Source organism: Idiomarina sp. PL1-037 (assembly GCF_034422975.1).
Taxonomy (GTDB): domain Bacteria; phylum Pseudomonadota; class Gammaproteobacteria; order Enterobacterales; family Alteromonadaceae; genus Idiomarina.
On sequence record NZ_CP139873.1, the window covers coordinates 852,515 to 879,343 of the forward strand.

Genomic DNA, 26,829 nt, shown 5'->3' on the forward strand with positions numbered 1-26,829 from the left:
GATATAAGTCGTGGCTGAATCAACGGATCTAATGGTACAAGATACTGACTTACCTGATAACAACAGTTCAGGTAACGATGACGGCAGTGAAAAGACCAGCATCATGACGATGTTAGGCAACTTTGACATGCTGCGTCAGGTGATTGTGGTCTTGGCTTTGGCTATTTGTGTGGCCATTGCAGTTTTTATAATGTTGTGGGCTCAGGAGCCAACCTACCGGCCTTTGGGTAAGTTAGAAACTCAGGAATTGATCAGCACCCTCGACTACATGGATGCAAACGGTATTGAATACCAGGTGGACGGCAATACGGTTTCGGTTCCGGAAGAAGATTACGAGTCAATTAAACTGCAGCTAACCCGTGCGGGTGTTGATTACGGTAATTCGACCAACAACGGTTCAGAAATATTAATGAGTGAACCAGGCTTTGGCGTTAGTCAGCGACTGGAGCGTGAGCGCCTGCTTCATTCTCGTGAAGTTCAATTAGCGCGCGCTATTGAAGAAATCAGAAAAGTCTCTGCTGCCAGAGTGTTACTTGCGGTACCCAAAGAAAATGTCTTTGCTCGTCGCGAAAAGCAACCTAAAGCCTCGGTCATGCTGAATGTTCGTGGCGGAAGCTCGCTCAGTGAAGAAGAAGTGGCGTCAATTGTGGATATGGTCGCGTCGTCCGTTACCGGTCTGAATACCGAGAATGTAACCGTAACTGACCAGGCCGGACGCTTGCTCAACTCTGGTTCACAAAGCGCGTTGGCGGCGAAAAGCTCGCGTGAGTATCAAATTGAACAAAAACGCGAACAAGAATATCTCGAAAAAATCGATAGTATTTTGATTCCTGTGCTGGGTTATGACAATTATACGGCACAGGTTGATGTGACCATGGACTTTACTCAACGTGAAGAAACCCAACGACAGTTTAATCCTGATATGCCAGCCATTCGCAGCGAAATGACGGTTGAAAACCGCTCGATGGGTAGTGCAATTGGCGGTATTCCGGGCGCGTTAACAAATCAACCTCCACTGGATTCAGACATTCCTGAAGAAGCCGGAGCGGGAAATGCCGGCGGCGGTGCTACGGGCAGTACTCATCGTGAAGCAACCCGTAATTATGAGCTTGATAATTCAGTCACTTATACACGAAGCCAAACCGGCACTATTAAGCGCTTGAGTGTTTCTGTTGCGGTGAACCATGAAGCAATAACCAACGAAGCGGGCGAAGGTGAAACGCAATCGCGTAGCGTGGAAGAAATCGCAAATATTCGCCGTTTGCTGCAAGGTGGGTTAGGCTTTGATATTAATCGTGGTGACAGCATTGAAGTTGTATCAGTGCCGTTCGCGCAGTTGCCTGACTTAGGTGCTGGCGAGACGCCTGTGTGGGAAGAGCCATGGTTCTGGCGAGCTTTCCGCCTGGTGATGGGGGCACTGGTTATTATCGTATTACTGCTGGCGGTGGTTCGTCCAATGCTGAAGAAACTGATGAATCCGGAATCGGGTGTCGAGGACGATGCTGATGCGTTTTCCGATGAGGAATCGATGGGCGATGAAACCATTGATCTGTTATCCTCTCAGTTTGATGAGAGTGCAGTTGGGTTTGGGGCTGACGGTAGCCTGCAATTACCGGACTTGCACAAAGATGAAGACTTGCTGAAAGCTGTTCGCGCGTTGGTTGCCAACGAACCAGAACTGTCCTCACAAGTGGTTAAAGCGTGGTTAAACGAAGATGGCTGATCAAGATATAAGAACTGAAGGTGGCAATGTCGGTTTTGAGGTCGATACCCTTGAAGGCGTTGAGAAAGCCGCAATTTTGCTGTTGAGCTTATCGGAAGAAGATGCGGCTCAGATTCTGAAACACCTGGAACCTAAGCAGGTGCAGAAAGTTGGTATGGCTATGTCGAGCCTGGAAGACTTTAATCAGGAAAAAGTAAACGCTGTGCATCAGTTGTTTCTCGAAGATATTCAGAAGTTCACCAATATTGGCTTCAAGAGTGAAGAGTTCGTGCGTAAGGCACTGACTTCTGCTTTGGGTGAAGACAAAGCAGGTAACCTGATTGAGCAAATCGTTATGGGCGGTGGCTCGAAAGGTCTTGATTCACTTAAGTGGATGGACTCTAAACAGGTAGCCACTATTATTCGCAACGAACACCCGCAGATTCAGACCATTGTTCTTTCTTACCTTGATCCCGAGCAAAGTGCCGAAATTATGGCGCAGTTCCCGGACAAAGTCCGTCTGGAGCTAATGATGCGAATAGCCAACTTAGAAGAAGTCCAGCCTGCAGCCTTGCAGGAGCTGAACGAAATTATGGAAAAACAATTTGCTGGTCAGGCTGGTGCTCAGGCGGCGAAGATGGGCGGCCTGAAAGCGGCAGCCAATATCATGAACTATCTGGATACCAACATAGAAGGTCAGTTGATGGACTCTATTCGCGAGCAGGACGAAGAGATGAGTCAGAGTATCCAGGACTTGATGTTTGTGTTCGAAAACCTGGTGGAAGTCGACGACCGTGGTGTTCAGGCCTTGCTGCGTGAAGTTGAAGGTGAAACGTTGCAAAAAGCGATGAAAGGTGCAGACGAAGCGGTTCAGGAGAAAATATTCAAGAACATGTCGAAACGTGCCGGCGATATGCTGCGTGATGACCTTGAAGCCATGGGACCGATTCGTATTAGTGATGTAGAAGCCGCTCAGAAAGATATTCTGGCAGCAGCGCGCCGTTTAGCTGACGCAGGTGAAATTATGCTTGGCGGCGGTGGCGGTGATGAATTCTTATAAAGGTTTAACGCACAATGACGGATGATAAAGACGCGACCCAGCTTTGGGATTTACCTGACATGACGTCGGAAGAGTTCAAGCAGGGCTCTGAGGTAAATGCGTTAAACAAACCCCGGCGCTGGCAATATGAACCGCCGGAAGCGGACAACGAGCAGGAAGAAGAGCTTAAGCCTCTGACTGCAGAGCAATTGGAAGAAATTCGTCAGGCGGCACGCGAAGAAGGCCACAAAGAAGGTTTTGACGAAGGCCGTAATGAAGGCCTTAAGAAAGGCTATGATGAAGGCTACGAGGCAGGAAAAAAAGACGGTTTTGAAGCGGGGGAACAGCAGGGTATAGAAGCCGGAAAAGAGGCTATGCAGGAGCAACAGCAACAGCTAGATGTTTTGCTGCAGAGTTTATCTCACCCCAATGAACGTATCACCGAAGCGGTTCAGGACGAGCTGATTGATATGGTCACTGAGCTGGCCCGGGTTATTTGTCTCGATGTTGCAGCTAATTCAGAAGAACTCATTGTCAAAGCCGTGCGCGAAGCTATCGCGGTTTTACCGGTCACAGATCAGCGGGTCATTATTCACCTGAATGAAGAAGACTTAGCGATTTTGCAAAGCACGTTCAGCGAAGACGAGCTGAAGGAAAAAGGCTGGCTGCTAAATAAAGACGATTTACTGGAACGCGGCGGTTGTCGGGTTACCACAGAGAGCTCCACCATAGATTACACCCTGACCAGCCGTATGGAAGATGTGTTCTCCAAATTAAAAGGTTAAAACCCATGAGCGCTTCTGAGCAGTTAGTGAAACAACTACGCAAGAAACGTGAGCGTATCCAAAAGCCATCAGTGGCCGTGTCGGGGTATCTCACCCGCGTCGTTGGTTTAATGTTTGAAGCTGTTGGCTGCCGTGCACCGGTGGGTTCAAGTGTGGCGGTTGAGGCCGACAGTGGGGACATTGAAGCCGAAGTGGTGGGGTTTGAAGGCAACATCAGTTACTTAATGCCCACCGAAGATGCTCATGGCGTTATTCCCGGGGCCAGAGTACGACCACTTAATCGCAAGAATCAACTGCCGCTGGGTATGGAGCTGCTGGGGCGCGTTATTGATGCCCGCGGCGACCCCCTTGATGATAAAGGTCCCATTTTTTCTGACGGGAAAACTTACCGCAGCAAGCCCATGAACCCATTGAATCGACGTCAGGTGAAGCAGCCGCTGGATGTTGGCGTAACGGCTATTAATGCCTGTTTAACCGTCGGGCAGGGTCAGCGAATGGGGCTGTTCGCCGGCAGTGGCGTGGGGAAAAGTGTGCTGTTGGGCATGATGACTCGCGGTACCACGGCGGACGTGATTGTGGTTGGCCTGATAGGCGAACGTGGCCGGGAAGTAAAAGAGTTTATAGAAGAAATTCTCGGTGAGGAAGGTCGTGAGAAAGCGGTTGTTATCGCGGCGCCTGCCGACCAGTCCCCTCTTATTCGTTTACGCGGTTGTGAAACGGCTTCTCAGGTTGCTGAGTACTTTCGTGACCAGGGACTGAATGTGCTGCTGTTAATGGATTCATTGACTCGTTACGCCATGGCGCAGCGAGAGATAGCACTGGCTGTTGGCGAGCCACCTGCAACCAAAGGTTATCCGCCTTCTGTTTTCGCAAAGTTGCCGGCATTGGTTGAAAGGGCTGGTAATGGCGGCGACGGTCAGGGTTCTGTTACCGCATTCTATACGGTTCTGACCGAAGGCGATGACTTGCAGGATCCAATTGCTGACTCGGCAAGAGCGATACTGGACGGGCACATTGTACTGAACCGGGAACTAGCCGACAGCGGTCATTATCCGGCAATAGATATTGAAGCGTCTATCAGCCGGGTTATGCCACAGGTTGTTTCAGAAGAGCATATGCAACAGGCGATAAAAGTCAGACAATGGTACTCAAGCTACCGCCGTAATCGTGACCTGATTTCCATTGGCGCATACACTCGCGGAAGTGATCCGGCAATTGATCAGGCTATTGCAATGCAACCGCGAGTGAGTCAGTTTTTACAGCAGAAAATGCGTGACGTAGTGAATTATGATGAAAGCTTGTTATTGCTTAATCAGTTAGTTAATCCGAACCAAAAACAGTCAGCGGGCATGTAATTTATGGCTGAGTTGGCACAGTTGGAAATGTTGCGGGAGCTGGAACAAAGGCGCGAAGATAAAGCCGCTCAGGACTTCTCTCAGGTGCAGCAACAGGTTCAGGAACAGCAGATGCGTCTGGACGGCATGTCAAAATATCGACTCGACTATTTAAACCAGCTGCAGCATCGCGGGCAAAGCGGAATTGCCTCAATGCAGGTAGGGCAGTATCACGCCTTTGTCGGAAAATTAGACGAAGGTGTTGAACAGTTGCATCACGACATTATTAAGTTGCAGCAGGTGTTACAACAACGTAAAGATCGTTGGCTGGCGCAGCGTCGCAAGCGTGAATCGATAGACTTTTTAATAAAAGAAAAGCGCAAGCGTGAGCAAATAGCCGAAGCCAGAAAAGAACAAAATAACCTGGACGATTTTAGCAGTCAGCGTTTTATTCGCGCCAGAAAATAGTTGGAACGAAATTTGCTTGGATACTGACTAGATATTGTTTGCTCAGCTATTGAAAATAGCGCAAGCGCATTGCGAAGTATTATTAAGCAAGGCGTCAATAAGCACTTAATTCAGGAATAAAACTATGCAACAGCTGCTTAATTTAACCGAATCTGCCGACAAGTTTGCACGAGTTGGTAAAGGTAACGACCTATCAGTGAAGAGCGCCGATGGCGATAGCGGTGAGTTCTCGCGGCTGATGCTACAGCAAAATAGCGGCGATAAAGAGCTGCAACAACTGGCCGCTAAAATTGAAGCTTACCAGAAAGCCGGTAACGACGGTGAAGGTGAGCTTGAAGGTAAAGACATCGAGCAGAAAAATGTCGGTGAGCCGGTAACCCGAAACTTATGGGAGCTGTTGCAGCAAATGAAGCAGGAAAGTGCTGAGGTAAGCTCTGAAGGCGAAATTGTCGTGAGTGACGAGATGGATGTTGCTGCGGGCGATGGCGAGCTAAAAATGACCGATGAGCAACTGGCGGAAATGCTGGAAGCCCTAATGGCTAAGCTGGATTCGGCTAGTAAAAGTGAGGGTGATGCCGTTATGACGGATGCCGAACGGCAGAAATTTGCCGACGAGCTTCTGGCCGGCATGACCGATAGTGATAAACAGGCATTACAGGCAAAGCTTCAACAACTTATACAGGCCGCAGAGCAGGGCGAAGGGGCTGAAAGTGCGGTTGAGGATGCCGGTAAGTTCATTGTTAATTTGCTTGAACCCCTTATACCAAAAGCCGACGCTGATAAGTTGTTAGTGGGTAATGAAAAAGCGTTAACTCAGGCTTTGAATGAGGCCGCAGAGCGTGTATTGGCTCAATTGTCTGTATCTCCGGATAAAAGCACAGGCAAGCCGCAAAGTGCTGAAGAATTAACAAATTTGCTTAAGCAACTGGAGCAGCAGGTTTCTGCGCAACAAGCGAAAGGCGAAAGCAGTGAGTTGAGTTTAGCTGAGCAGAAGAAACTGCAGCAGTTCACCGCCGAATTGCGCAAGATTTTAGCCAGCCAAAATGGCGGCGCTGATAAGCCTCAGGCTTTGACTCAGGAGCAGTCGGCTAAAGCTGAGCAGTTACTGGCTGAAGTGAGACAATTATTAAAAGGTCGTACGGGGCTGAGCGAAAAATCGGTAGAACAAGGTAAGGTTGCAGAGCCTGTTAAATCATCGGAATCCGTTATTACAGCCACGGACTCAAAAGCTGGTAAAGAAAAAACCAGTTTTGGCGATATGGGTGTGAAAAGCGATGAGGGTAAGCAAACGGCTAAAGGTGTTTCTGTGAATGCAGCTGTTGAAGCAGAAACAAAAGTAGCCGATGCGGTTCAGCAAGGACAAGTATTCCGGAATAACACCGATGCGTTGGCCGATGCCAGTGCGGCTCGGGCAATTCAGGGGCAAATGGTGTCAACCGCGCAGGGAACTGTAGCTGCGAATGAATCCAGTCAGGCGAATACGTTGCAGGCACTACAACGACCATTAGATTTGCAGCAAACTGAAGCGTCGCAAAAACTGCAGGAGCGTATCAATATTATGATGAGCAGGAATATCCAGCGTGCGGATATTCGTCTGGATCCGCCGGAACTTGGTAGTGTTCACATTCGCGTTAATATGAGCGGTGAGCAGGCGTCTGTGCAGTTTCAGGCTCAAACACAACAGGCTCGAGATGCGTTAGAGACGACCATGCCGCGATTACGCGAAATGCTGGAACAGCAAGGCATCAATTTAGCTGATACCCAGGTTGGAGAACAAAGCAAAGAAGGCGGGCGCACCGCTGGCGGCCAGGCTGGAGGAGCTCATGACGCGGAAGACTGGGCTGTTGAAGGCGAAATCGCATTAGAAGAAGGCCGTGTGCTTGCTGACGGGCAAGTCGATTTCTATGTCTGAAACGGTATATCTAAAGCGGCTATCAAGCTATAGTAACCGTCGGTGGACGGTAATACAGGAAATTGAGCATGGCAGAAGATAAAGACAACAATGATACGGAACAAACTGAAGAGCAAGCCGGCGGTAAGAAGAAAAAGCTGATTCTCTTCGGTGGTATCGGTATTGTGTTAATTATTGCCGTAGTCTTAGTGTTGTGGCTATTTGCTGGCTCGTCTGAGAACGAGTCGGCTGCTGCCGCAGATGGCGAGAGCAGTGCGGTCGCGCCGTCGTCATCGCAACGCCCGGAAATTGGCAATGCACTTTATGTTGGGATGCCCCGGCCTTTCGTTTTCATTGTTCCGGGCGACTCACGTGAGCGAACAGTACAAATTAAAGCGCAGCTAATGGTGCGCGGCGAAGAAAGTGAAGAACTGGCGAAAAAGCATATTCCCTTAATTGAAGGCACGTTGCACGAAGTGTTTTCCTCAACCACGGCGGACAGGTTAAAAACAGCCGAAGGTAAAGGGCAATTGCGTGAACTGGCTTTAACCGAAGTTCGCTCTTCGCTTGAAGAAGTAACGGGGAAACCCATTGTTGAACAGGTTTTATTTACCAGCTTGGTAATGCAATAAGTGAGCTATTATGGCTGTGAGTGACTTACTATCTCAAGACGAAATTGACGCGCTGTTGCATGGCGTTGATGACGTTGAAGAAGAGGACACAGAGAAAGAAGCACCCTCTGCGGATGCTCTCGATTATGACTTTTCATCGCAAGATAGAATTGTCCGTGGGCGTATGCCAACACTGGAAATTGTTAATGAGCGTTTCGCCCGGCATATGCGTATCAGCCTATTTAATATGATGCGACGTACTGCAGAAGTGTCTATTAACGGCGTTCAGATGATTAAATTTGGTGAGTATGTGCACACTTTGTTCGTGCCAACCAGTTTAAACATGGTGCGGTTTCGTCCGCTTAAAGGAACAGCTCTCATTACTATGGAAGCGCGTTTAGTTTTTATTCTGGTTGATAATTTTTTCGGTGGTGACGGACGTTACCATGCGAAAATTGAGGGCCGTGAATTTACACCTACTGAGCGACGTATCATTCAAATGCTGCTTAAGCTTGTATTTGAAGATTACAAAGAAGCCTGGGCTCCTGTAATGGACGTGGGCTTTGAATATTTAGACTCCGAAGTGAATCCGGCTATGGCGAACATTGTCAGTCCAACCGAAGTTATTGTTATCAGTTCGTTCCATATTGAGTTAGACGGTGGTGGTGGAGATTTTCACATTGCGTTGCCTTACTCCATGCTGGAGCCCATTCGTGAACTTCTGGATGCTGGTGTGCAGTCGGATAAAGAAGATACCGACATGCGTTGGAGTAAGGCGTTAAGAGACGAAATTATGGATGTTCCGGTGGAAATGATTGCCAAATTGGCAGAAACGGAAATGTCATTACGCGAAGTAATGGACTTGCGCGAAGGTGACGTTATTCCGCTTGAGCTGCCAGATGATGTAACTGTACTCATTGAAGACTTACCGACTTTCCATGCGAAAATGGGACGTTCACGTGACAATGTTGCTTTGAAAATTTCAGAAAAGCTTAGGCGCCCTGAAACGGTGAAGTCGGATATCCATATGTTGACTCGTGGAGGCCGCCGAATTGGTGGTGATGCTGAGTTACAACAGTTAGAAGAAGATATTGATTTATAATAATTGCTGCTGGAGAAAGTGAGGTTGCAACATGAGTAACGATGATAAAGATATGGATGACTGGGAAGCAGCAATGGCTGAACAAGAAGCTGCTGAAGATGAAGAGAGTAGCGAACCAGAAGCTAGTAAAGGGTCAGGGAAGTCCTCCAGCCACTCAGGTATGGATGACGTGCAGACCGCTGAACTCGAAGAGTTGAGTGAAGATGAGCCAGTAACTGAGGAAGAAAAGCGCAAACTGGACGCTATTCTTGATATTCCGGTAACCATTTCAATGGAGGTAGGGCGCAGCCAAATCAGTATTCGTAATTTGCTGCAGCTCAATCAAGGCTCCGTCGTTGAACTGGAACGCGTGGCCGGTGAACCATTGGACGTACTGGTTAACGGGACCTTGGTGGCACATGGTGAGGTGGTTGTTGTTAATGATAAATTCGGGATACGCTTAACCGATGTTATTAGTCAGATTGAACGTATTCGTAAGCTTCGCTAGTTTGGTGCTGGTGCCCTCTGCTGCCAAGGCGGAAGAGAAAGCTGGCATTGTTTCAGGCAATGATATAGGCGCCATGGTTTTGGCGCTTTTTGCCGTTTTGGCGGTCATTGTGATTTTGGCTTCGCTGTTAAAACGCTTTAACCTCAAGTTTCAGGGCGCTTCTGGTATGAAGGTACTGAGTAGTGTCTCGTTAGGAACGAAAGAGCGTCTGGTCATTGTTGAAGTTGGGGGACAGAAGTTATTACTTGGTGTTACCCAGCAACGCATAGACTGCCTGAAAGAACTGCCAGGCGATATCAACCTGGAAGGAAAACAAGAACAATGAACCGCTGGTTGCTGCTTTGTATTTTAGCCGTTTTGTGTTTGCTGCCTGAGCATGCGTTTGCCTGGCAGGATCTTACCGCGGTTACAGTGAAGACAAACCCTGATGGTAGCGAAGAGTACTCTGTAACGCTGCAAATTCTGGCGATAATGACGGCGCTGACCTTCATTCCCGCTATGGTCATTATGATGACCTCATTTACCCGAATTATTATTGTTTTGGCTATTTTGCGTCAGGCTATTGGTCTGCAACAGTCGCCTTCTAATCAGGTGCTTTTGGGTATTGCGCTGTTTTTAAGCTTTTTCATAATGACACCTGTGCTAAACGAAATTAACGACAAAGCTTTGCAGCCTTATTTAAACGAAGAAATCCAATCGATGGAGGCGCTCGACAGAGCGAAAGCGCCGATAAAAGCCTTTATGCTGGCGCAAACACGCTTAACCGATTTAGAAACTTTTGTCGAAATTTCCGGAACCGAAGGTGTGGAAGAACCAGAGGACGTGCCCATGTCCGTGCTTATTCCTTCATTTATAACCTCTGAGTTAAAAACCGCTTTCCAAATCGGTTTCATGCTGTTTATTCCGTTTTTGATTATTGATTTGGTGGTCGCCAGTGTTCTCATGGCCATGGGTATGATGATGCTGTCGCCAATGATTGTATCGCTGCCGTTTAAACTTATGTTGTTCGTGCTGGTTGATGGCTGGAGTTTAACCATGAGTACCCTGGCCGGAAGTTTCGGGGTTTAGGAGGCAATATGTCACCGGAAATGTTTCTCGACATTTTTCAGGAAGCTCTGAAGACCATAGTGATAATGGTGGCGTTTATTATCATTCCCGGACTTTTAGTGGGTCTGGTCGTTGCCGTTTTCCAGGCCGCTACCTCTATCAACGAACAAACTTTAAGCTTTCTGCCACGCTTACTCGTCACTCTTGCCGTTATTGGTCTTGGCGGACACTTTCTGACTGAAACCGTAATGGACTTCACTATCGAGATGTTTAACCGGATACCTGAAGTGGTCGGCTAATGGATCTGGTGACTTCTGTTCTGCTCGAGTGGTTGGAACAACACCTGTGGCCGCTAACTCGGGTGTCATCAATGATCATGAGTATGGCGCTGTTTTCCGGCACCATCGTTAACTCTCGCGTTAAAATTTTCCTGTCTCTGGCTATTATTTTTGCGGTTTCGCCAGCTTTGCCAGAGATTAATACCGGTGTTGAAATGATGTCAGTTGGCGGATTTTTAGTTACAGCACAGCAAATCGTTATCGGGGTTGCCTTAGGGTTACTTTCCATTTTGTTTCTGCAAACATTTGTTCTGGGTGGCCAAATTATAGCCATGCAGATTGGTCTGGGTTTTGCCTCTATGGTCGACCCCACTAATGGCCAGCAAGTCCCGGTCATTGCGCAGTTCTTTCTAATGTTAGCCAGTCTGGTTTTTCTTGCATTCGACGGGCATTTATTAATGATTCATATGGTTGTTGCCAGCTTTGACGCAATACCTGTTGGAATGACTGGATTGGATTCTGACGCTTTATTTGCAGTTGCAGAGTGGGGCGTTTACATGTTCTCGGCTGCTTTAGCTGCAATGCTTTCGGGTATTATAGCGCTACTGCTCATTAACTTAAGTTTTGGGGTTATGACCCGTGCAGCTCCGCAGCTGAATATTTTTGCTATTGGTTTTCCCATTACCATGGTCAGTGGGTTGGTGGTTGTGTGGCTGACTATGGGCGGCTTTATTTTTCACTTCGAAAACCAATGGGCGCGGGTTGTGCAAACCATGTGCGAAATACTAGGCAGCCAATGTGCTTAAACAGACTGTCTCTGACAAAGGGCAATAAGTATGGCTGAGACTGATCAGGAACGTACAGAAGACCCCACGGAGCGACGAAAACAGCAGGCCAGGGAAAAAGGGCAAATTGCTCGTTCGAAAGAAATGGGGACAGGCTTTGTATTGGTGAGTGCCGCAGTGTCGTTTTTCTGGTTCGGCGGTGCGTTGTACCAAGGGGTACGTAACGTTTTTGAAATTATGTTCACCATCGACAGACAACAAGCCTTCGATACCAGCAAAATCTATGAAGCCTTTGCCATTGCTTTTGGCGAAATCTTATGGCCCATGCTGACGATTTTTGCCTTTATCGTCGTTTTCACTTTTCTGGGAAACAGCTGGCTGGGGGGCATTAATTTTTCCGCTCAGGCGATGGCACCTAAATTTAACCGCATGAGTCCGCTTAACGGATTTAAGCGAATGTTTGGTGTTCAGGCATTGGTGGAGCTCGTAAAAGCCATAGCCAAGTTCATGGTTGTAGCAGTTTCGGCCTATTTTCTGTTGAAGTGGCAGTTTGTCGATATTCTGCAAATGTCTATGGGGCAAATGCCGACCATGATTGGCAATGCGCTGGACACACTTCTATGGATGTTCCTGCTGTTGTGTTTATCGATATTCCTAATTGTCGTTATTGATGCTCCCTTCCAGTTATGGAAGCACAATAAAGACTTAAAAATGAGCAAGCAGGAAGTTAAAGACGAACATAAAGACACTGAGGGAAGTCCGGAAGTTAAAGGCCGCATTCGTCGTCTGCAGATGGAAATGGCCAACCGCCGAATGATGCAGGAAGTCCCGAAAGCTGATGTTGTGGTAACCAACCCGACGCACTACGCTGTCGCGTTAAAATACGATGATGGTGGCGTACAGGCTCCGGTTCTGCTCGCTAAAGGAACCGATGAAACCGCTGCAAAAATTCGTGAAATTGCTCTGGAATATGACATTCCGCTGGTTGCTTCGCCCGGGCTTGCCCGCTCAATTTATCACACCACCGAGCTGGAAAAAGAAATTCCGAAAGGCCTGTTCGTGGCTGTGGCACAGATTCTTGCGTACGTATATCAATTACGAATGTTTAAGAAAGGACAAGCTAAACGTCCGAGAAAGCCACCTATGGATAAAGATATTCCGGATGATTTACGTTACTAACCAGCCTGATTACAACGACAGTAGACTCGCATAATTTGCGCGTTAAGACGGGCTGCTATATCATTCGCCACCATTCGTGCCGATATCGGCAGTGGCAAATTTGGACTAAGCAGTTATGGCTAAACTTTCTTTGTGCCTGGCACAGCTGGACTTTACCGTTGGTGCCATTCACAACAACACCGCCCTAATTTTGAAGACGCTGCGAGAGCAGGGTGAGCAACATGACATTATTGTGTTCCCTGAGTTGGCTATTACCGGTTATCCGCCGGAAGACTTATTATTCCGCGATGACTTACATCAGGCGGTGGACAACGCGGTAGAGCAAATCAGCGCAGCAGCTTCAGATTGTGTGGTTATTGTCGGCCACCCTCAGGCCGTTGGCGGAGAGCTGTTCAACGCAATGTCCGTGCTACACCGGGGGGAATGTCTGCATCGCTATTTTAAACAGCGCCTGCCCAATTACGGCGTTTTTGATGAACAACGCTATTTTATTCCGGGCCATCAAAGTCAGGTGTTTGAATGGCAGGGCGTGCGCATTGGTTTACAAATTTGTGAAGACTTGTGGCATCCGCAACCACTACGACAATTACTGGACGATGATATTGATCTGGTGCTTTCAATTAATGCCTCTCCGTATGAGTTAAACAAACACGAACAACGTTTAGGTGTGTTGAAACAGCGCGTGGCAGAAGCCGGTAAACCCATTTTGTATTTGAATAATTGCGGTGCGCAGGATGAGTTGGTGTTTGATGGCCATTCGCTGGTTTTAGATGCCGAAGGTGAGTTGATTGCCGAGTTACCCCACTGTGAAACGACCACGGCAACGGTAACTTACGAAGACAAGTGTATCCGTTGTGCCGGTCTCGAGGCGAAAGCTGAACAGAATGATCTGGCTCATGTTTACGACGCTTTGGTACTGGCTGTGCGTGACTATGTGACTAAGAATGGTTTCTCTGGTGTAGCTTTAGGTTTGTCAGGTGGAATTGATTCGGCATTAACTTTGGCAATAGCAAGTGACGCGCTTGGAGCCGATAAGGTTCACGCGGTGATGATGCCGTTTCGCTATACGTCTGATATGAGTCTGGAAGACGCAGAGAAACAAGCCGATACCTTAGGTGTTCGCTACGACGTTGTGCCAATTGAGCCCATGTTTAATGAGTTTATGACTCAGTTGGGACCGTTATTCGGCGAGACTGAAACCGATACCACCGAAGAGAACCTGCAGTCCCGCTGCCGTGGTGTATTGCTCATGGCCTTATCGAATAAAACCGGTTCACTGGTGCTGGCTACGGGAAATAAAAGCGAGATGGCGGTGGGTTATGCCACCTTATACGGTGATATGTGCGGTGGTTTCGCGCCTATTAAAGACATTCCCAAGTTGCTGGTTTATCAATTGGCAGAGTTTCGCAATACCCGGGGCGCCTGTATACCTCAAAGGGTTATAGACAGACCGCCTTCTGCTGAACTCGCACCAGATCAAGTAGATTCAGATTCCCTGCCGGACTATAGCGATTTAGATCGCATTCTGGCATTGTATGTAGAGAGAGACTGGTCGGTAACCGATATTATCGCGGCCGGATTTGCAGAGAAAGACGTGCGCCGGGTGGTTCGCCTGGTGGATTTAAACGAATATAAACGCCGTCAATCTGCGATCGGGCCTAAAGTGACGCCTCGTAACTTTGGTAAAGATCGTCGTTACCCTATTACCAGTCTCTATCGCCATGAATTACAGCGACAAGGTCAATAGGACAAATACTGATGAAAAAAGTTGAAGCCATTATTAAGCCGTTTAAGTTGGACGACGTGCGCGAAGCGCTGTCGGAAGTCGGCATTGCCGGTATGACTGTGTCAGAGGTAAAAGGCTTTGGTCGTCAGAAAGGCCATACCGAACTTTATCGTGGCGCGGAGTACATGGTCGACTTTCTACCAAAGGTGAAACTGGAAGTTGTGGTTGCAGATAGCGACGTTGAGCGTTGCATTGAAGCCATTATGGAAACCGCTCAAACCGGAAAAATTGGTGATGGGAAAATTTTTATTACCGAAATTGAACGTGTGATTCGTATTCGTACCGGAGAGGAAAACGAAGACGCGGTATAAGTTACCGCGCCATTTGTTGTAAGCAACTAGCGGGCTGAGACTAACTGATTCTCTGGAAAGTTTGCTCTCAGCACCTTCATTGCGTCTTCGCGCAGTTCAGGCAGTTCCAGTTGGTCATAACTTTCCGCCATTATCGCTAAAGCATTCTCTACTTCAGGTGTATCTGAAAAGTGCTCTAATACATATCGGCCCCGGTTAGCTGCAGCTAAGTAAGCCTGACGTTCCATATAGTATTGTGCGATAGCCAGTTCTTTTTTAGCTAAACGGCTTTTCAATGCAATTAAACGTTTTTTTGCATCTGCGGCGTACTCGCTTTTCGGGTACTTACGAACTAGCTCAGCAAAATCTTTAAACGCTTCTTCCGCCATAGACGAGTCACGGTCAGAGCGATCAACACCAGCCAAGTCATGTATGGCATTGTGTTCAGCGCGTTGATTAACCAGTCCGCGCATGTAAAGTGCGTAATCGACATCTTTATGATTTGGGTTCAGGCTGATAAAGCGGTCAATTGCAGCTAAAGCTTCGTCTGTATTATCGAGTTTATAATGCAGATAAATAAGGTCTAACTGAATTTGATGAGCAAAAGGACCAAAAGGGTAGCGCTTGTTCAGACTGGACAATTGCTCCTGCGCCAAATTCAAATTACCATTTGCCATGCTCTCCTGAGCCTGGTCATACATAGCTTCAATTTGGGTTTTCGCAACTTGCTCATCTTCTGACTGGCTTGAACAACCCGCTAACATTAATCCCAGAACCGATGATAAAACGAGGCTTCGGCTTAACTTATTACTAAACATATTATGAAGGATTCCCTTTATTTTTTTGGCGCTGCACCGGCAAACCGTTACACTAGTATATTCTTGCATTCTAACGCAGCCGTAAAGGCTTTGACAGTCGAAACCCAATATATGAACAAAAGCATTGAATTAGAAGCCATTGTTACCGAGTCTCTGGCTGGAAAAAGATTAGACCAGGCACTTGCAGAGTTGTTCCCTGACTACTCAAGGTCACGTTTAAAAAGCTGGATAACTGATGGAAAAGTGACCATCGACACAAAAGTCATCGAAAAGCCGCGAGAAAAAGTGGTTGCCGGTGCTTTAGTTGCCGTAGACGCAGAAATTGAAGGCGAAGAGCGGCACGAAGCACAGCCGGTGGAACTGGACATCGTTTATGAAGATGATGACATTTTGGTCATTAACAAACCTGCGGGCTTAGTTGTCCACCCCGGTGCAGGAGCACCAGACAGAACCTTGCTGAATGGTTTGTTACATTACGATCCACAGCTCGATTTAGTGCCGCGGGCGGGCATCATTCACCGCTTAGATAAAGACACAACCGGGTTGATGGTTGTTGCGCGTAATGTGCCAGCACAGACGCAGCTAGTCTCAATGATGCAGGACCGTGATATTACTCGCGAGTATGAAGCGGTCTGTAATGGCGTGATGACAGCCGGTGGCATGGTTGATCAGCCTATCGGTCGGCATCCGACAAAACGCACGCATATGGCTGTGGTACAGTCGGGGAAAGCGGCAGTCACGCATTATCGTGTGCTCGATCGTTACAGAGCGCATACATTACTTCGTCTGCGTTTAGAATCAGGCCGTACTCACCAGATTCGTGTGCATATGGCGCATATTCGTCACCCCTTGGTCGGTGATTTAACCTACGGTGGTCGTCCGCGTCCGCCCAAACAGGCTGAAGATCGTCTGTTGCAAACCTTGCGAGGGTTTAACCGTCAGGCGTTACATGCGGCATCACTGGGCTTGCATCATCCAATTACCGGTGACTGGTTGGAGTTTAATGTTCCGCGGCCAACCGATTTTCAATATTTGATTGAAGAACTGCGCGTTGATCATGAACGTTTCAAGTCAGCCTGACGGCATTATCGTTCCTGACTGGGAGCTGCCGCCGAATGTTCATGCGGCAGTGACCACCAGAGGTTTTGGCAACCTGGCTGTGCATGTCGGAGACGATCCTGCCGCTGTCCTGCTGCGTCGCCGGTTGTTGCAGCGCTCACTTAAATTACCAACCGCGGTTACCTGGTTGCAGCAACAACATACCAACGGGGTATTGCGCTGGCCTTTTAAGTCCGCAGTGGCTGATGCGGCCTACAGCGATCTACCCCAGAGTGTCTGTGCAGTTTTAACCGCAGACTGTCTGCCTGTTCTTTGTTGTTCAGATGACGGAAACGAAATTGCAGCAGTGCACGCAGGCTGGCGAGGTTTAGTCTGCGGGGTATTACAAAATGCATTGGCAAGTTTTAAAACCCCGGCGGCTAACATTCGCATTTGGATAGGACCGTCTATCGGCGCTTCGGCTTTTGAAGTGGGAGATGACGTAAGAGATGCGTTTGTTGCACGCCACTCGTCTAATACGAAATACTTTCTTTCTCACTCTGGTAAATGGTTAGCCGATTTAGCCTCAATTGCAGCGGATGAATGTTCGCGCTCAGGAGTTATGGATATTACCAAAAGCGGTGAATGCACCGTCGGCAATAACACAAACTGGTATTCGTGGCGCGAGGAGAAAGCTGCAGCAAGATTTGCGTCAATTATTTGGCGAAATTAATTTTAATCACTTGAAAATGCGCAAAAAGTACCCACATTTAACTTAACGAAAGAATTAAGTGAGGAAGTACCAATGCGACACGATAAATTTACCAGTAAATTTCAGATGGCAATTGCTGATGCTCAGTCAATTGCTCTGGGACGTGATCATCAATTCATAGAACCCGTCCATTTAATGCAGGCACTGTTGGATCAAAACGGTGGCTCAGTTCGCCCTTTATTTACCATGCTCGGCGTGGACATTCCCCAGTTCAGAGCAAACTTGTCGAAAGCTCTGGATGCGTTACCTCAGGTTGAAGGCACCGGTGGTGACGTTCAGTTATCGCAGAACACAGCTCAGTTGCTGAATTTATGTGATAAATACGCGCAGAAACGAAATGATTCGTACATTTCGTCTGAGCTGTTTTTATTGGCTGCGGCTGAAGACAAGGGCAAGTTGGGCGATATTTTCCGTCAGCAGGGCATAAAACGCGAAGCGCTGGAAAAAGCCATTAACGATATTCGCGATGGCGAAAAAGTGGATGACCCTAATGCCGAAGATAAACGCCAGGCTCTGGACAAATACACCATTGATTTAACCGAACGCGCAGAGCAGGGCAAGCTTGACCCTGTTATTGGTCGTGATGAAGAAATTCGCCGGACTATTCAGGTATTGCAGCGCCGCACGAAAAATAATCCAGTTCTTATTGGTGAGCCGGGTGTTGGTAAAACCGCCATTGTTGAAGGCCTGGCACAACGCATTGTTAACGGTGAGGTGCCCGAGGGCTTAAAGCATAAACGGGTATTGTCTCTGGACTTAGGCGCTTTATTAGCGGGAGCGAAATTCCGCGGTGAGTTTGAAGAGCGACTCAAAGCCGTATTGACCGAGCTTTCTAAAGAAGAAGGCCGCATCATTTTGTTCATTGACGAAATGCACACCATGGTGGGCGCCGGCAAGGCCGATGGCGCTATGGATGCCGGTAACATGCTTAAGCCAGCTCTGGCTCGAGGCGAGCTGCACTGTGTCGGTGCCACTACGCTGGATGAATACCGCCAGTATATTGAAAAAGATGCGGCGCTGGAACGACGCTTCCAGAAAGTTCTTGTGGAAGAACCGAATGTGGAAGACACCATAGCTATTTTGCGTGGTTTGAAGGAGCGCTATGAGCTGCACCACTCTGTAGAAATTACCGATCCGGCTATTGTTGCGGCAGCGTCTTTATCGCATAGATATATCAGTGATCGTAAACTGCCGGATAAAGCCATCGACTTAATTGACGAGGCGGCATCAAGTATTCGTATGCAAATTGACTCTAAGCCGGAGGATTTGGATCGTCTGGAGCGCCGCATTATTCAATTGAAGCTTGAACGTCAGGCGTTGCAGAAAGAAAAGGATGATGCTAGCAAAAAACGCTTGGAAATTCTGCACGACGAGCTAGACGAGCAGGAACGCAAGTATGAAGAACTGGAAGAGGTCTGGAATACTGAAAAAGCCGCAGTACAAGGCACCCAGCATATTAAAGCGCAGTTAGAACAAGCTCGTACGGATATGGATATTGCCCGCCGCGCCGGCGACTTAAACCGGATGTCTGAACTTCAGTACGGCCGGATTCCTGAACTGGAACGACAGCTGGATTTAGCGTTGCAAGCTGAAATGCAGGATATGAGCTTGCTGAAAAATCGTGTGACTGAAGAAGAAATTGCTGACGTATTGTCACGGTGGACGGGTATTCCGGTTAACAGAATGCTCGAAGGCGAGCGTGAAAAGCTGTTACAGATGGAAGAGCAAATCCACAGTCGTGTAGTGGGTCAAAACGAGGCCGTCGATGCGGTTTCCAATGCTATTCGTCGCTCACGGGCCGGACTTGGCGATCCGAATCGTCCTATAGGTTCATTCTTATTCCTTGGTCCAACCGGTGTGGGGAAAACTGAGCTTTCTAAAGCCTTGGCGAACTTCATGTTTGATACTGACCATGCGATGGTACGTATTGATATGTCCGAATTCATGGAGAAGCATTCGGTTGCCCGTCTTGTTGGGGCGCCTCCTGGCTATGTTGGCTACGAAGAAGGTGGCTACTTAACCGAAGCGGTGCGACGTAAACCCTATTCGGTAATTTTGCTCGACGAAATTGAGAAGGCTCACCCGGATGTCTTTAATATCTTACTCCAGGTATTGGACGATGGCCGCTTAACCGATGGGCAGGGGCGCACGGTCGATTTTAAAAACACCGTTATTATTATGACCTCTAACCTTGGCTCCGATTTAATTCAGGAACATGCCAAAGAGCATACTTATGAGCAGATGAAGGCCGAGGTAATGGAAGTGCTGGCGCATCATTTCCGTCCAGAGTTCATTAACCGTGTGGATGAAACCGTTGTTTTCCATCCTCTTGGAGAAAGTGAAATACGGTCTATTGCTGAATTTCAGTTGCAGCTTCTTTATAAGCGTCTGGAAGACAAAGAGTATCAGTTAGAATTGGATGATGATGCTTTATCTCATCTGGCAAGAACGGGATTCGATCCTGTCTTTGGCGCGCGGCCTCTGAAACGTGCTATTCAGCACGAGCTGGAGAATCCCTTAGCGCAAAAAATCTTGTCAGGGGAACTTGAGCCTGCTAAACCGATCAAAGTAAGTGTTGAAAATGAGCGGTTAGTGATCACGCAATAACCACACAGGGCTTCGGGTATTTCCTGTTCGAAGCCCTAATGTGATAACCTGACGACTTTCTATTTAGTGACTAAAGAGTGTTTTATACATGAGTAATGACAGCTCAAATACCAATGGTAAGAGCCGCGGTATCTATTTACTGCCAAACTTGTTTACGACTGCAGGCTTGTTTTCAGGCTTTTATGCCATAGTCGCGTCAATGAACGATCGCTTTATTGAAGCGGCAGTCGCAATTTTTATTGCAATGGTTTTTGATGGGCTGGATGGCCGAGTTGCAAGAATGACCAATACGGAGAGCGATTTCGGTGCTGAGTTCGACAGTATGGCCGATATTGTATCTTTTGGTATGGCGCCTGCTTTGGTCATGTATAACTACGCCCTGGCTGATCTTGGAAAAATAGGTTGGCTAGCGGCCTTTATTTTTGTGGCTGGTGGCGCATTACGGTTGGCGCGGTTTAACACTAACCTCGGCTCATCTGATAAAAACTTCTTTCAGGGTCTGGCAATACCCAGTGCCGCAGCTATTGTTGCTGGCCTAGTTTGGGTAGGGGCTGAGTACGGTGTAGAAGGTAGTGACATGGGTGGCTTCGCTGCCGTTATAACCATTTGCGCGGGTCTATTGATGGTAACCAACTTCCGTTACCACTCTTTTAAAGACGTTGACTGGAAAGGCAAAGTTTCATTTTTAGTTATACTAGTCATTGTATTAGCTTTCGTGATTGTCGCGACACAACCATCATTAGTGTTGTTCTCTATATTCTTTTTATATGCCTTGTCAGGTCCGGTATTGACCATTAAGAATGTGAAGAAGTTGAAGTTGGGTCATGTTGTTGGTGACGATGACGAAGATGACGCAGACTTTAATGACAATAAAGAGACTATAAAAGAAGCAGAAAAGGCTGAGAAAGAAGATTAAACTAGCAAGTTGGTGAAGTTCTGAGCAAACGATAAAAAAGGTTCAAAAAAGATCTTGCAAGGCTCAGAGAGATCACTATAATTCGCCGCCGTTGTCATGAGTTATCTGCAAAGCGTATTTGCAACAAATTCTGACAACGGCGTTTTTCTTCAACCGGGCTGAAAAAAAGCTGATAAAATGGGTTGACGAAAGGAAAGGGACGTGTAGAATACGCCTCCCTGCTTCGAAAGAAGCAATGCTCTTTAACAATTATATCAAGCCAAGCAAACTGTGTGGGCACTTGCAGAAGTTAAGCAAACAGAAATATTTGTATTGCAACTTTTGAATGAGTGTTCTGCAAGGTTTCATTAATGAAGCTAAGCAAAAACGCGTAATTCATTGAGTTGATTGAACTACTTTTAATTGAAGAGTTTGATCATGGCTCAGATTGAACGCTGGCGGCAGGCCTAACACATGCAAGTCGAGCGGTAACAGAGAGAAGCTTGCTTCTCTGCTGACGAGCGGCGGACGGGTGAGTAATACTTGGGAATTTGCCTTTAGGCGGGGGACAACCACGGGAAACTGTGGCTAATACCGCATAATGTCTACGGACCAAAGTGGGGGACCTTCGGGCCTCACACCTAAAGATGAGCCCAAGCGGGATTAGCTAGTTGGTGGGGTAAAGGCTCACCAAGGCGACGATCCCTAGCTGTTCTGAGAGGATGATCAGCCACACTGGGACTGAGACACGGCCCAGACTCCTACGGGAGGCAGCAGTGGGGAATATTGCACAATGGGGGAAACCCTGATGCAGCCATGCCGCGTGTGTGAAGAAGGCCTTCGGGTTGTAAAGCACTTTCAGCGACGAGGAAGGGTGTTGTGTTAATAGCACAGCACATTGACGTTAGTCGCAGAAGAAGCACCGGCTAACTCCGTGCCAGCAGCCGCGGTAATACGGAGGGTGCAAGCGTTAATCGGAATTACTGGGCGTAAAGCGTACGTAGGCGGCGTGTTAAGCAAGATGTGAAAGCCCCGGGCTCAACCTGGGAATTGCATTTTGAACTGGCATGCTAGAGTCCTGAAGAGGGTGGTAGAATTTCCAGTGTAGCGGTGAAATGCGTAGATATTGGAAGGAATACCGGTGGCGAAGGCGGCCACCTGGTCAGAGACTGACGCTGAGGTACGAAAGCGTGGGGAGCAAACAGGATTAGATACCCTGGTAGTCCACGCCGTAAACGATGTCAACTAGTTGTTCGTGTCATTAAGACGTGAGTAACGCAGCTAACGCACTAAGTTGACCGCCTGGGGAGTACGGCCGCAAGGTTAAAACTCAAATGAATTGACGGGGGCCCGCACAAGCGGTGGAGCATGTGGTTTAATTCGATGCAACGCGAAGAACCTTACCATCCCTTGACATCCAGTGAATTTTCCAGAGATGGATTAGTGCCTTCGGGAACACTGAGACAGGTGCTGCATGGCTGTCGTCAGCTCGTGTTGTGAGATGTTGGGTTAAGTCCCGCAACGAGCGCAACCCTTATCCTTAGTTGCCAGCACGTAATGGTGGGAACTCTGGGGAGACTGCCGGTGATAAACCGGAGGAAGGTGGGGACGACGTCAAGTCATCATGGCCCTTACGGGATGGGCTACACACGTGCTACAATGGCGCATACAAAGGGCAGCAAGCCAGCGATGGTTAGCGAATCTCATAAAGTGCGTCGTAGTCCGGATTGGAGTCTGCAACTCGACTCCATGAAGTCGGAATCGCTAGTAATCGTGGATCAGAATGCCACGGTGAATACGTTCCCGGGCCTTGTACACACCGCCCGTCACACCATGGGAGTGGGCTGCACCAGAAGTGGTTAGTTTAACCTTCGGGAGAACGATCACCACGGTGTGGTTCATGACTGGGGTGAAGTCGTAACAAGGTAGCCGTAGGGGAACCTGCGGCTGGATCACCTCCTTACAACTATGCTTATCTTTTGTGTAAACAAAAAATTGCGTCCTGCATTTTTTTGTTTACCTCACATCCGTGTGAGTAAGTGTCCACACAGTTTGCAGGCTTGATATAGATAGAGAAGAAACTGGGTCTGTAGCTCAGCTGGTTAGAGCGCACCCCTGATAAGGGTGAGGTCGGCAGTTCAAGTCTGCCCAGACCCACCAAATTTGAACGATGGCTGCGTTTTCGGGTATTCGCATACTGATGTATGCTTCACACCCTCTCGCCTTGCCCTCCTTCAAATTCCCTTGTCAGGGTTGCGGTGATGCTGAAAAGAGGGTTTCCTCCGATGTCAGCACGCGCAGCATGAAGCTTCGAGAGCAAGGCGCACGTTAAGTGATTGAAAGAGCATACCTCGATGGTATGTGACTGATTGAACGAATCGCGCAACGCAGCTATCGAAACTTCAGGCAAGCATTCGGGGGCCATAGCTCAGCTGGGAGAGCGCCTGCCTTGCACGCAGGAGGTCAGCGGTTCGATCCCGCTTGGCTCCACCACTTCTTCTCTTAGTAACCGTTAGCGTTAAGTGTTCTTAAACAAGAATATTTACCGGTAACTAAGCGTTACGTGCTCTTTAACAACATGAAAAGCTGATTGTAATATTAAAAGTAAGAAATGCCACTCTACTTGAACAAACTGATTTGGTAGAGGCGTATCGAACTTGTGTACAGCGAGAACAAACAATCTTGGTCACGTATGCCAGACACCTTCGGGTTGTATGGTTAAGTGACTAAGCGTACACGGTGGATGCCTAGGCAGTTGGAGGCGATGAAGGACGTACTAACTTGCGATAAGCCATGATAAGCCAGTAAGAGGCACTTGAGTCATGGATTTCCGAATGGGGAAACCCACTCTGTTTACAGAGTATCCGGCACTGAATCAATAGGTGCCAGGAAGCGAACCCGGAGAACTGAAACATCTAAGTACCCGGAGGAAAAGAAATCAACCGAGATTTCCCCAGTAGCGGCGAGCGAACGGGAAGCAGCCCTTAAGCTTAACTTGTGCTAACAGAATCCGATGGGAAGCGGAGCCACAGACGGTGAGAGCCCGGTATGTGAAGGTGCATGATAAGTGAAATCGAGTAGGTCGGGACACGTGATATCCTGACTGAATATGGGGGGACCATCCTCCAAGGCTAAATACTCCCAACTGACCGATAGTGAACCAGTACCGTGAGGGAAAGGCGAAAAGAACCCCGGCGAGGGGAGTGAAACAGAACCTGAAACCGTGTACGTACAAGCAGTAGGAGCGGACTTGTTCCGTGACTGCGTACCTTTTGTATAATGGGTCAGCGACTTATATTCTGTAGCAAGGTTAACCGTATAGGGAAGCCGTAGGGAAACCGAGTCTTAACTGGGCGTTGAGTTGCAGGGTATAGACCCGAAACCGGGCGATCTAACCATGAGCAGGTTGAAGATTGAGTAACATCAATTGGAGGACCGAACCCACTTATGTTGAAAAATGAGGGGATGACTTGTGGCTAGGAGTGAAAGGCTAATCAAGCCCGGAGATAGCTGGTTCTCCCCGAAATCTATTTAGGTAGAGCCTCGGACGAATACCATTGGGGGTAGAGCACTGTTTGGGCTAGGGGGTCATCCCGACTTACCAACCCCATGCAAACTCCGAATACCAATGAGTACTATCCGGGAGACACACGGCGGGTGCTAACGTCCGTCGTGAAGAGGGAAACAACCCAGACCGCCAGCTAAGGTCCCGAAGTTATGGCTCAGTGGGAAACGATGTGGGAAGGCAGAGACAGCTAGGAGGTTGGCTTAGAAGCAGCCATCCTTTAAAGAAAGCGTAATAGCTCACTAGTCGAGTCGGCCTGCGCGGAAGATGTAACGGGGCTAAGCCATACACCGAAGCTGCGGCTGCATGATTTATCATGCGGGGTAGGGGAGCGTTCTGTAAGTGGGCGAAGGTGGTTCGAGAGGACTGCTGGACATATCAGAAGTGCGAATGCTGACATGAGTAACGATAATGGGAGTGAAAAACTCCCACGCCAGAAGACCAAGGTTTCCTATCCCATGCTAATCAGGGTAGGGTAAGTCGGCCCCTAAGGCGAGGCGGAAACGCGTAGTCGATGGAAAACAGGTCAATATTCCTGTACCGATGTTCATTGCGATGGGGGGACGGAGAAGGCTAGGTGAGCCGGGCGTTGGTAGTCCCGGTGAAAGTGCGTAGGCTGAGGGTTTAGGTAAATCCGGACCCTTAAGGCCGAGACACGAGACGAGCACCCAAGGGTGCGAAGTTATTGATGCCATGCTTCCGGGAAAAGCCTCTAAGCTTCAGATGAACATTGACCGTACCCCAAACCGACACAGGTGGTCAGGTAGAGAATACTAAGGCGCTTGAGAGAACTCGGGTGAAGGAACTAGGCAAAATAGTACCGTAACTTCGGGAGAAGGTACGCCACTGGCGGTAATTGACTTCGCGTCAAGAGCTGCTGGTGGCCGCAGTGACCAGGTGGCTGGGACTGTTTATTAAAAACACAGCACTGTGCTAACACGAAAGTGGACGTATACGGTGTGACACCTGCCCGGTGCCGGAAGGTTAATTGATGGGGTTAGTTTTCGGACGAAGCTCTTGATCGAAGCCCCGGTAAACGGCGGCCGTAACTATAACGGTCCTAAGGTAGCGAAATTCCTTGTCGGGTAAGTTCCGACCTGCACGAATGGTGTAACCATGGCCACGCTGTCTCCACCCGAGACTCAGTGAAATTGAAATCGCAGTGAAGATGCTGTGTACCCGCGGCTAGACGGAAAGACCCCGTGAACCTTTACTACAGCTTGGCACTGAACATTGAACCTACATGTGTAGGATAGGTGGGAGGCTTTGAAGCACTGGCGCCAGTTGGTGTGGAGCCATCCTTGAAATACCACCCTTGTATGTTTGATGTTCTAACATTGGCCCCTTATCGGGGTTGTGGACAGTGCCTGGTGGGTAGTTTGACTGGGGCGGTCTCCTCCCAAAGAGTAACGGAGGAGCACGAAGGTTGGCTAAGTACGGTCGGACATCGTACGGTTAGTGCAATGGCAGAAGCCAGCTTAACTGCGAGACAGACACGTCGAGCAGATACGAAAGTAGGTCATAGTGATCCGGTGGTTCTGAATGGAAGGGCCATCGCTCAACGGATAAAAGGTACTCCGGGGATAACAGGCTGATACCGCCCAAGAGTTCATATCGACGGCGGTGTTTGGCACCTCGATGTCGGCTCATCACATCCTGGGGCTGAAGTCGGTCCCAAGGGTATGGCTGTTCGCCATTTAAAGTGGTACGCGAGCTGGGTTTAGAACGTCGTGAGACAGTTCGGTCCCTATCTGCCGTGGGCGTTTGAGAGTTGAGAGGAGCTGCTCCTAGTACGAGAGGACCGGAGTGGACGAACCTCTGGTGTTCGGGTTGTCACGCCAGTGGCATTGCCCGGTAGCTACGTTCGGAATCGATAACCGCTGAAAGCATCTAAGCGGGAAGCGAGCCTCGAGATAAGCTGTCACTAGCACTTAGAGTGCTCTGAAGGGTTGTTGAAGACTACAACGTTGATAGGCGGGGTGTGGAAGCGTAGTAATGCGTTGAGCTAACCCGTACTAATTGCCCGTGAGACTTAACCATACAACACCGAAGTTGTTTGAAGCGTTACGCACAAGCGAGCGACTTTACCGAATCGAAATTAAGAGAGTGGCCTTACTTAAAAAGCAGTCAGTTTTTACATGTTGTGACAGTTTATGTCTGGCGGCCATAGCGGTGTGGCACCACCTGAATCCATTCCGAACTCAGAAGTGAAACACACCAGCGCCGATGGTAGTGTGGGGTCTCCCCATGCGAGAGTAGGTCACCGCCAGACTACCAATAGAGAACCCCAGCCCAACCGGCTGGGGTTTTTTTATGTCTGTTCCACGGCCATGTCGATATCCCGCTTCAA

The 26,829-nt window shown here is 48.5% G+C and carries 21 protein-coding genes, 2 tRNA genes and 3 rRNA genes; 25 read left to right on the forward strand and 1 reads right to left on the reverse strand.

The window, feature by feature from the left end; genetic code table 11:
* Positions 1–31 precede the first annotated feature (31 nt).
* The 16 genes from fliF to glnB all read left to right on the forward strand — a co-directional run bounded on the left by fliF (position 32) and on the right by glnB (position 14,805).
* On the forward strand, positions 32–1,723 hold the full coding sequence (gene fliF, locus U0358_RS03840) for a flagellar basal-body MS-ring/collar protein FliF (RefSeq protein ID WP_322407460.1): 1,692 nt from the start codon (positions 32–34) through the stop codon (positions 1,721–1,723).
* A complete protein-coding gene (gene fliG / locus U0358_RS03845; protein WP_317498234.1) occupies positions 1,716–2,762 on the forward strand; it encodes a flagellar motor switch protein FliG in 1,047 nt (348 codons plus the stop codon). The genes fliF and fliG overlap by 8 nt, the downstream gene beginning before the upstream one ends.
* A gap of 14 nt (positions 2,763–2,776) precedes the next feature.
* Positions 2,777–3,526, forward strand: a complete 750-nt coding sequence (fliH, locus tag U0358_RS03850; protein ID WP_322407131.1) for a flagellar assembly protein FliH — start codon at positions 2,777–2,779, stop codon at positions 3,524–3,526.
* A 5-nt stretch (positions 3,527–3,531) separates the two neighbouring features.
* Positions 3,532–4,881, forward strand: a complete 1,350-nt coding sequence (gene fliI / locus U0358_RS03855) for a flagellar protein export ATPase FliI (protein WP_317498232.1) — start codon at positions 3,532–3,534, stop codon at positions 4,879–4,881.
* Between the two features lie 3 nt (positions 4,882–4,884).
* Positions 4,885–5,328: a flagellar export protein FliJ gene (gene fliJ / locus U0358_RS03860; RefSeq protein ID WP_317498231.1), complete on the forward strand. Its 444-nt coding sequence runs from the start codon at positions 4,885–4,887 to the stop codon at positions 5,326–5,328.
* Positions 5,329–5,452: 124 nt separating this feature from the next.
* The gene (locus U0358_RS03865) at positions 5,453–7,240 is read left to right on the forward strand and encodes a flagellar hook-length control protein FliK (RefSeq protein WP_322407132.1); all 1,788 of its coding nucleotides are present in this window, start codon (positions 5,453–5,455) and stop codon (positions 7,238–7,240) included.
* 68 nt (positions 7,241–7,308) lie between these two features.
* Positions 7,309–7,851, forward strand: a complete 543-nt coding sequence (fliL, locus tag U0358_RS03870; RefSeq protein WP_322407133.1) for a flagellar basal body-associated protein FliL — start codon at positions 7,309–7,311, stop codon at positions 7,849–7,851.
* A gap of 16 nt (positions 7,852–7,867) precedes the next feature.
* Positions 7,868–8,932, forward strand: coding sequence for a flagellar motor switch protein FliM (gene fliM, locus U0358_RS03875; RefSeq protein ID WP_317498333.1), 1,065 nt, complete (start codon positions 7,868–7,870; stop codon positions 8,930–8,932).
* Between the two features lie 31 nt (positions 8,933–8,963).
* Entirely contained in the window at positions 8,964–9,419 is a 456-nt protein-coding gene (fliN, locus tag U0358_RS03880) for a flagellar motor switch protein FliN (RefSeq protein ID WP_317498228.1), read from the forward strand.
* A 4-nt stretch (positions 9,420–9,423) separates the two neighbouring features.
* Positions 9,424–9,744: a flagellar biosynthetic protein FliO gene (gene fliO, locus U0358_RS03885; RefSeq protein ID WP_322407461.1), complete on the forward strand. Its 321-nt coding sequence runs from the start codon at positions 9,424–9,426 to the stop codon at positions 9,742–9,744.
* Positions 9,741–10,487 (forward strand): flagellar type III secretion system pore protein FliP, encoded by a 747-nt coding sequence (gene fliP / locus U0358_RS03890; RefSeq protein ID WP_322407134.1) that lies wholly within the window; start codon positions 9,741–9,743, stop codon positions 10,485–10,487. The genes fliO and fliP overlap by 4 nt, the downstream gene beginning before the upstream one ends.
* An 8-nt stretch (positions 10,488–10,495) precedes the next feature.
* Positions 10,496–10,765, forward strand: coding sequence for a flagellar biosynthesis protein FliQ (gene fliQ / locus U0358_RS03895; RefSeq protein WP_011234440.1), 270 nt, complete (start codon positions 10,496–10,498; stop codon positions 10,763–10,765).
* The gene (gene fliR, locus U0358_RS03900) at positions 10,765–11,550 is read left to right on the forward strand and encodes a flagellar biosynthetic protein FliR (protein WP_322407135.1); all 786 of its coding nucleotides are present in this window, start codon (positions 10,765–10,767) and stop codon (positions 11,548–11,550) included. Before fliQ ends, fliR begins: the two co-directional genes overlap by 1 nt.
* 30 nt (positions 11,551–11,580) lie before the next feature.
* Entirely contained in the window at positions 11,581–12,708 is a 1,128-nt protein-coding gene (gene flhB, locus U0358_RS03905) for a flagellar biosynthesis protein FlhB (RefSeq protein WP_322407136.1), read from the forward strand.
* Positions 12,709–12,823: 115 nt separating this feature from the next.
* Positions 12,824–14,455, forward strand: a complete 1,632-nt coding sequence (locus U0358_RS03910; protein WP_322407137.1) for an NAD+ synthase — start codon at positions 12,824–12,826, stop codon at positions 14,453–14,455.
* Positions 14,456–14,466: 11 nt separating this feature from the next.
* Positions 14,467–14,805: a nitrogen regulatory protein P-II gene (glnB, locus tag U0358_RS03915; protein WP_317498222.1), complete on the forward strand. Its 339-nt coding sequence runs from the start codon at positions 14,467–14,469 to the stop codon at positions 14,803–14,805.
* A 26-nt stretch (positions 14,806–14,831) separates the two neighbouring features.
* Here the strand turns inward: glnB and U0358_RS03920 are convergent, their stop codons facing one another.
* Entirely contained in the window at positions 14,832–15,602 is a 771-nt protein-coding gene (locus tag U0358_RS03920; RefSeq protein WP_317498221.1) for an outer membrane protein assembly factor BamD, read from the reverse strand.
* Between the two features lie 111 nt (positions 15,603–15,713).
* Between U0358_RS03920 and rluD the strand changes: the two genes are divergently transcribed.
* The 9 genes from rluD (at position 15,714) to rrf (ending at position 26,751) form a co-directional block, all read left to right on the forward strand.
* Entirely contained in the window at positions 15,714–16,682 is a 969-nt protein-coding gene (gene rluD, locus U0358_RS03925) for a 23S rRNA pseudouridine(1911/1915/1917) synthase RluD (protein WP_322407138.1), read from the forward strand.
* A complete protein-coding gene (pgeF, locus tag U0358_RS03930; protein ID WP_322407139.1) occupies positions 16,660–17,373 on the forward strand; it encodes a peptidoglycan editing factor PgeF in 714 nt (237 codons plus the stop codon). The genes rluD and pgeF overlap by 23 nt, the downstream gene beginning before the upstream one ends.
* A gap of 72 nt (positions 17,374–17,445) precedes the next feature.
* Positions 17,446–20,019: an ATP-dependent chaperone ClpB gene (gene clpB / locus U0358_RS03935; RefSeq protein WP_322407140.1), complete on the forward strand. Its 2,574-nt coding sequence runs from the start codon at positions 17,446–17,448 to the stop codon at positions 20,017–20,019.
* 88 nt (positions 20,020–20,107) lie between these two features.
* The gene (pssA, locus tag U0358_RS03940; protein ID WP_322407141.1) at positions 20,108–20,935 is read left to right on the forward strand and encodes a CDP-diacylglycerol--serine O-phosphatidyltransferase; all 828 of its coding nucleotides are present in this window, start codon (positions 20,108–20,110) and stop codon (positions 20,933–20,935) included.
* A gap of 399 nt (positions 20,936–21,334) precedes the next feature.
* Positions 21,335–22,877 (forward strand): 16S ribosomal RNA (locus U0358_RS03945).
* A gap of 120 nt (positions 22,878–22,997) precedes the next feature.
* A tRNA-Ile gene (locus U0358_RS03950) sits at positions 22,998–23,074 on the forward strand.
* Between the two features lie 257 nt (positions 23,075–23,331).
* Positions 23,332–23,407: transfer RNA gene (locus tag U0358_RS03955), tRNA-Ala, on the forward strand.
* 223 nt (positions 23,408–23,630) lie between these two features.
* Positions 23,631–26,519, forward strand: a 23S ribosomal RNA gene (locus U0358_RS03960).
* 116 nt (positions 26,520–26,635) lie between these two features.
* Positions 26,636–26,751, forward strand: a 5S ribosomal RNA gene (gene rrf, locus U0358_RS03965).
* The 16S, 23S and 5S rRNA genes sit together here with 2 tRNA genes alongside, the layout of an rRNA operon.
* The last annotated feature ends 78 nt before the right edge of the window (positions 26,752–26,829 follow it).

What these genes read in the sequence shown, in the direction of transcription:
- fliL (WP_322407133.1), top strand. Translation starts at nt 7,309, where the DNA reads ATGGCAGAAGATAAAGACAACAATGATACGGAACAAACTGAAGAGCAA.
- flhB (WP_322407136.1), top strand. Translation starts at nt 11,581, where the DNA reads ATGGCTGAGACTGATCAGGAACGTACAGAAGACCCCACGGAGCGACGA.
- U0358_RS03910 (WP_322407137.1), top strand. Translation starts at nt 12,824, where the DNA reads ATGGCTAAACTTTCTTTGTGCCTGGCACAGCTGGACTTTACCGTTGGT.
- fliR (WP_322407135.1), top strand. Translation starts at nt 10,765, where the DNA reads ATGGATCTGGTGACTTCTGTTCTGCTCGAGTGGTTGGAACAACACCTG.
- fliJ (WP_317498231.1), top strand. Translation starts at nt 4,885, where the DNA reads ATGGCTGAGTTGGCACAGTTGGAAATGTTGCGGGAGCTGGAACAAAGG.
- pgeF (WP_322407139.1), top strand. Translation starts at nt 16,660, where the DNA reads ATGAACGTTTCAAGTCAGCCTGACGGCATTATCGTTCCTGACTGGGAG.
- fliF (WP_322407460.1), top strand. Translation starts at nt 32, where the DNA reads ATGGTACAAGATACTGACTTACCTGATAACAACAGTTCAGGTAACGAT.
- glnB (WP_317498222.1), top strand. Translation starts at nt 14,467, where the DNA reads ATGAAAAAAGTTGAAGCCATTATTAAGCCGTTTAAGTTGGACGACGTG.
- fliG (WP_317498234.1), top strand. Translation starts at nt 1,716, where the DNA reads ATGGCTGATCAAGATATAAGAACTGAAGGTGGCAATGTCGGTTTTGAG.
- pssA (WP_322407141.1), top strand. Translation starts at nt 20,108, where the DNA reads ATGAGTAATGACAGCTCAAATACCAATGGTAAGAGCCGCGGTATCTAT.
- fliQ (WP_011234440.1), top strand. Translation starts at nt 10,496, where the DNA reads ATGTCACCGGAAATGTTTCTCGACATTTTTCAGGAAGCTCTGAAGACC.
- U0358_RS03920 (WP_317498221.1), bottom strand. Translation starts at nt 15,602, where the DNA reads ATGTTTAGTAATAAGTTAAGCCGAAGCCTCGTTTTATCATCGGTTCTG.
- fliP (WP_322407134.1), top strand. Translation starts at nt 9,741, where the DNA reads ATGAACCGCTGGTTGCTGCTTTGTATTTTAGCCGTTTTGTGTTTGCTG.
- fliI (WP_317498232.1), top strand. Translation starts at nt 3,532, where the DNA reads ATGAGCGCTTCTGAGCAGTTAGTGAAACAACTACGCAAGAAACGTGAG.
- fliN (WP_317498228.1), top strand. Translation starts at nt 8,964, where the DNA reads ATGAGTAACGATGATAAAGATATGGATGACTGGGAAGCAGCAATGGCT.
- clpB (WP_322407140.1), top strand. Translation starts at nt 17,446, where the DNA reads ATGCGACACGATAAATTTACCAGTAAATTTCAGATGGCAATTGCTGAT.
- rluD (WP_322407138.1), top strand. Translation starts at nt 15,714, where the DNA reads ATGAACAAAAGCATTGAATTAGAAGCCATTGTTACCGAGTCTCTGGCT.
- fliH (WP_322407131.1), top strand. Translation starts at nt 2,777, where the DNA reads ATGACGGATGATAAAGACGCGACCCAGCTTTGGGATTTACCTGACATG.
- U0358_RS03865 (WP_322407132.1), top strand. Translation starts at nt 5,453, where the DNA reads ATGCAACAGCTGCTTAATTTAACCGAATCTGCCGACAAGTTTGCACGA.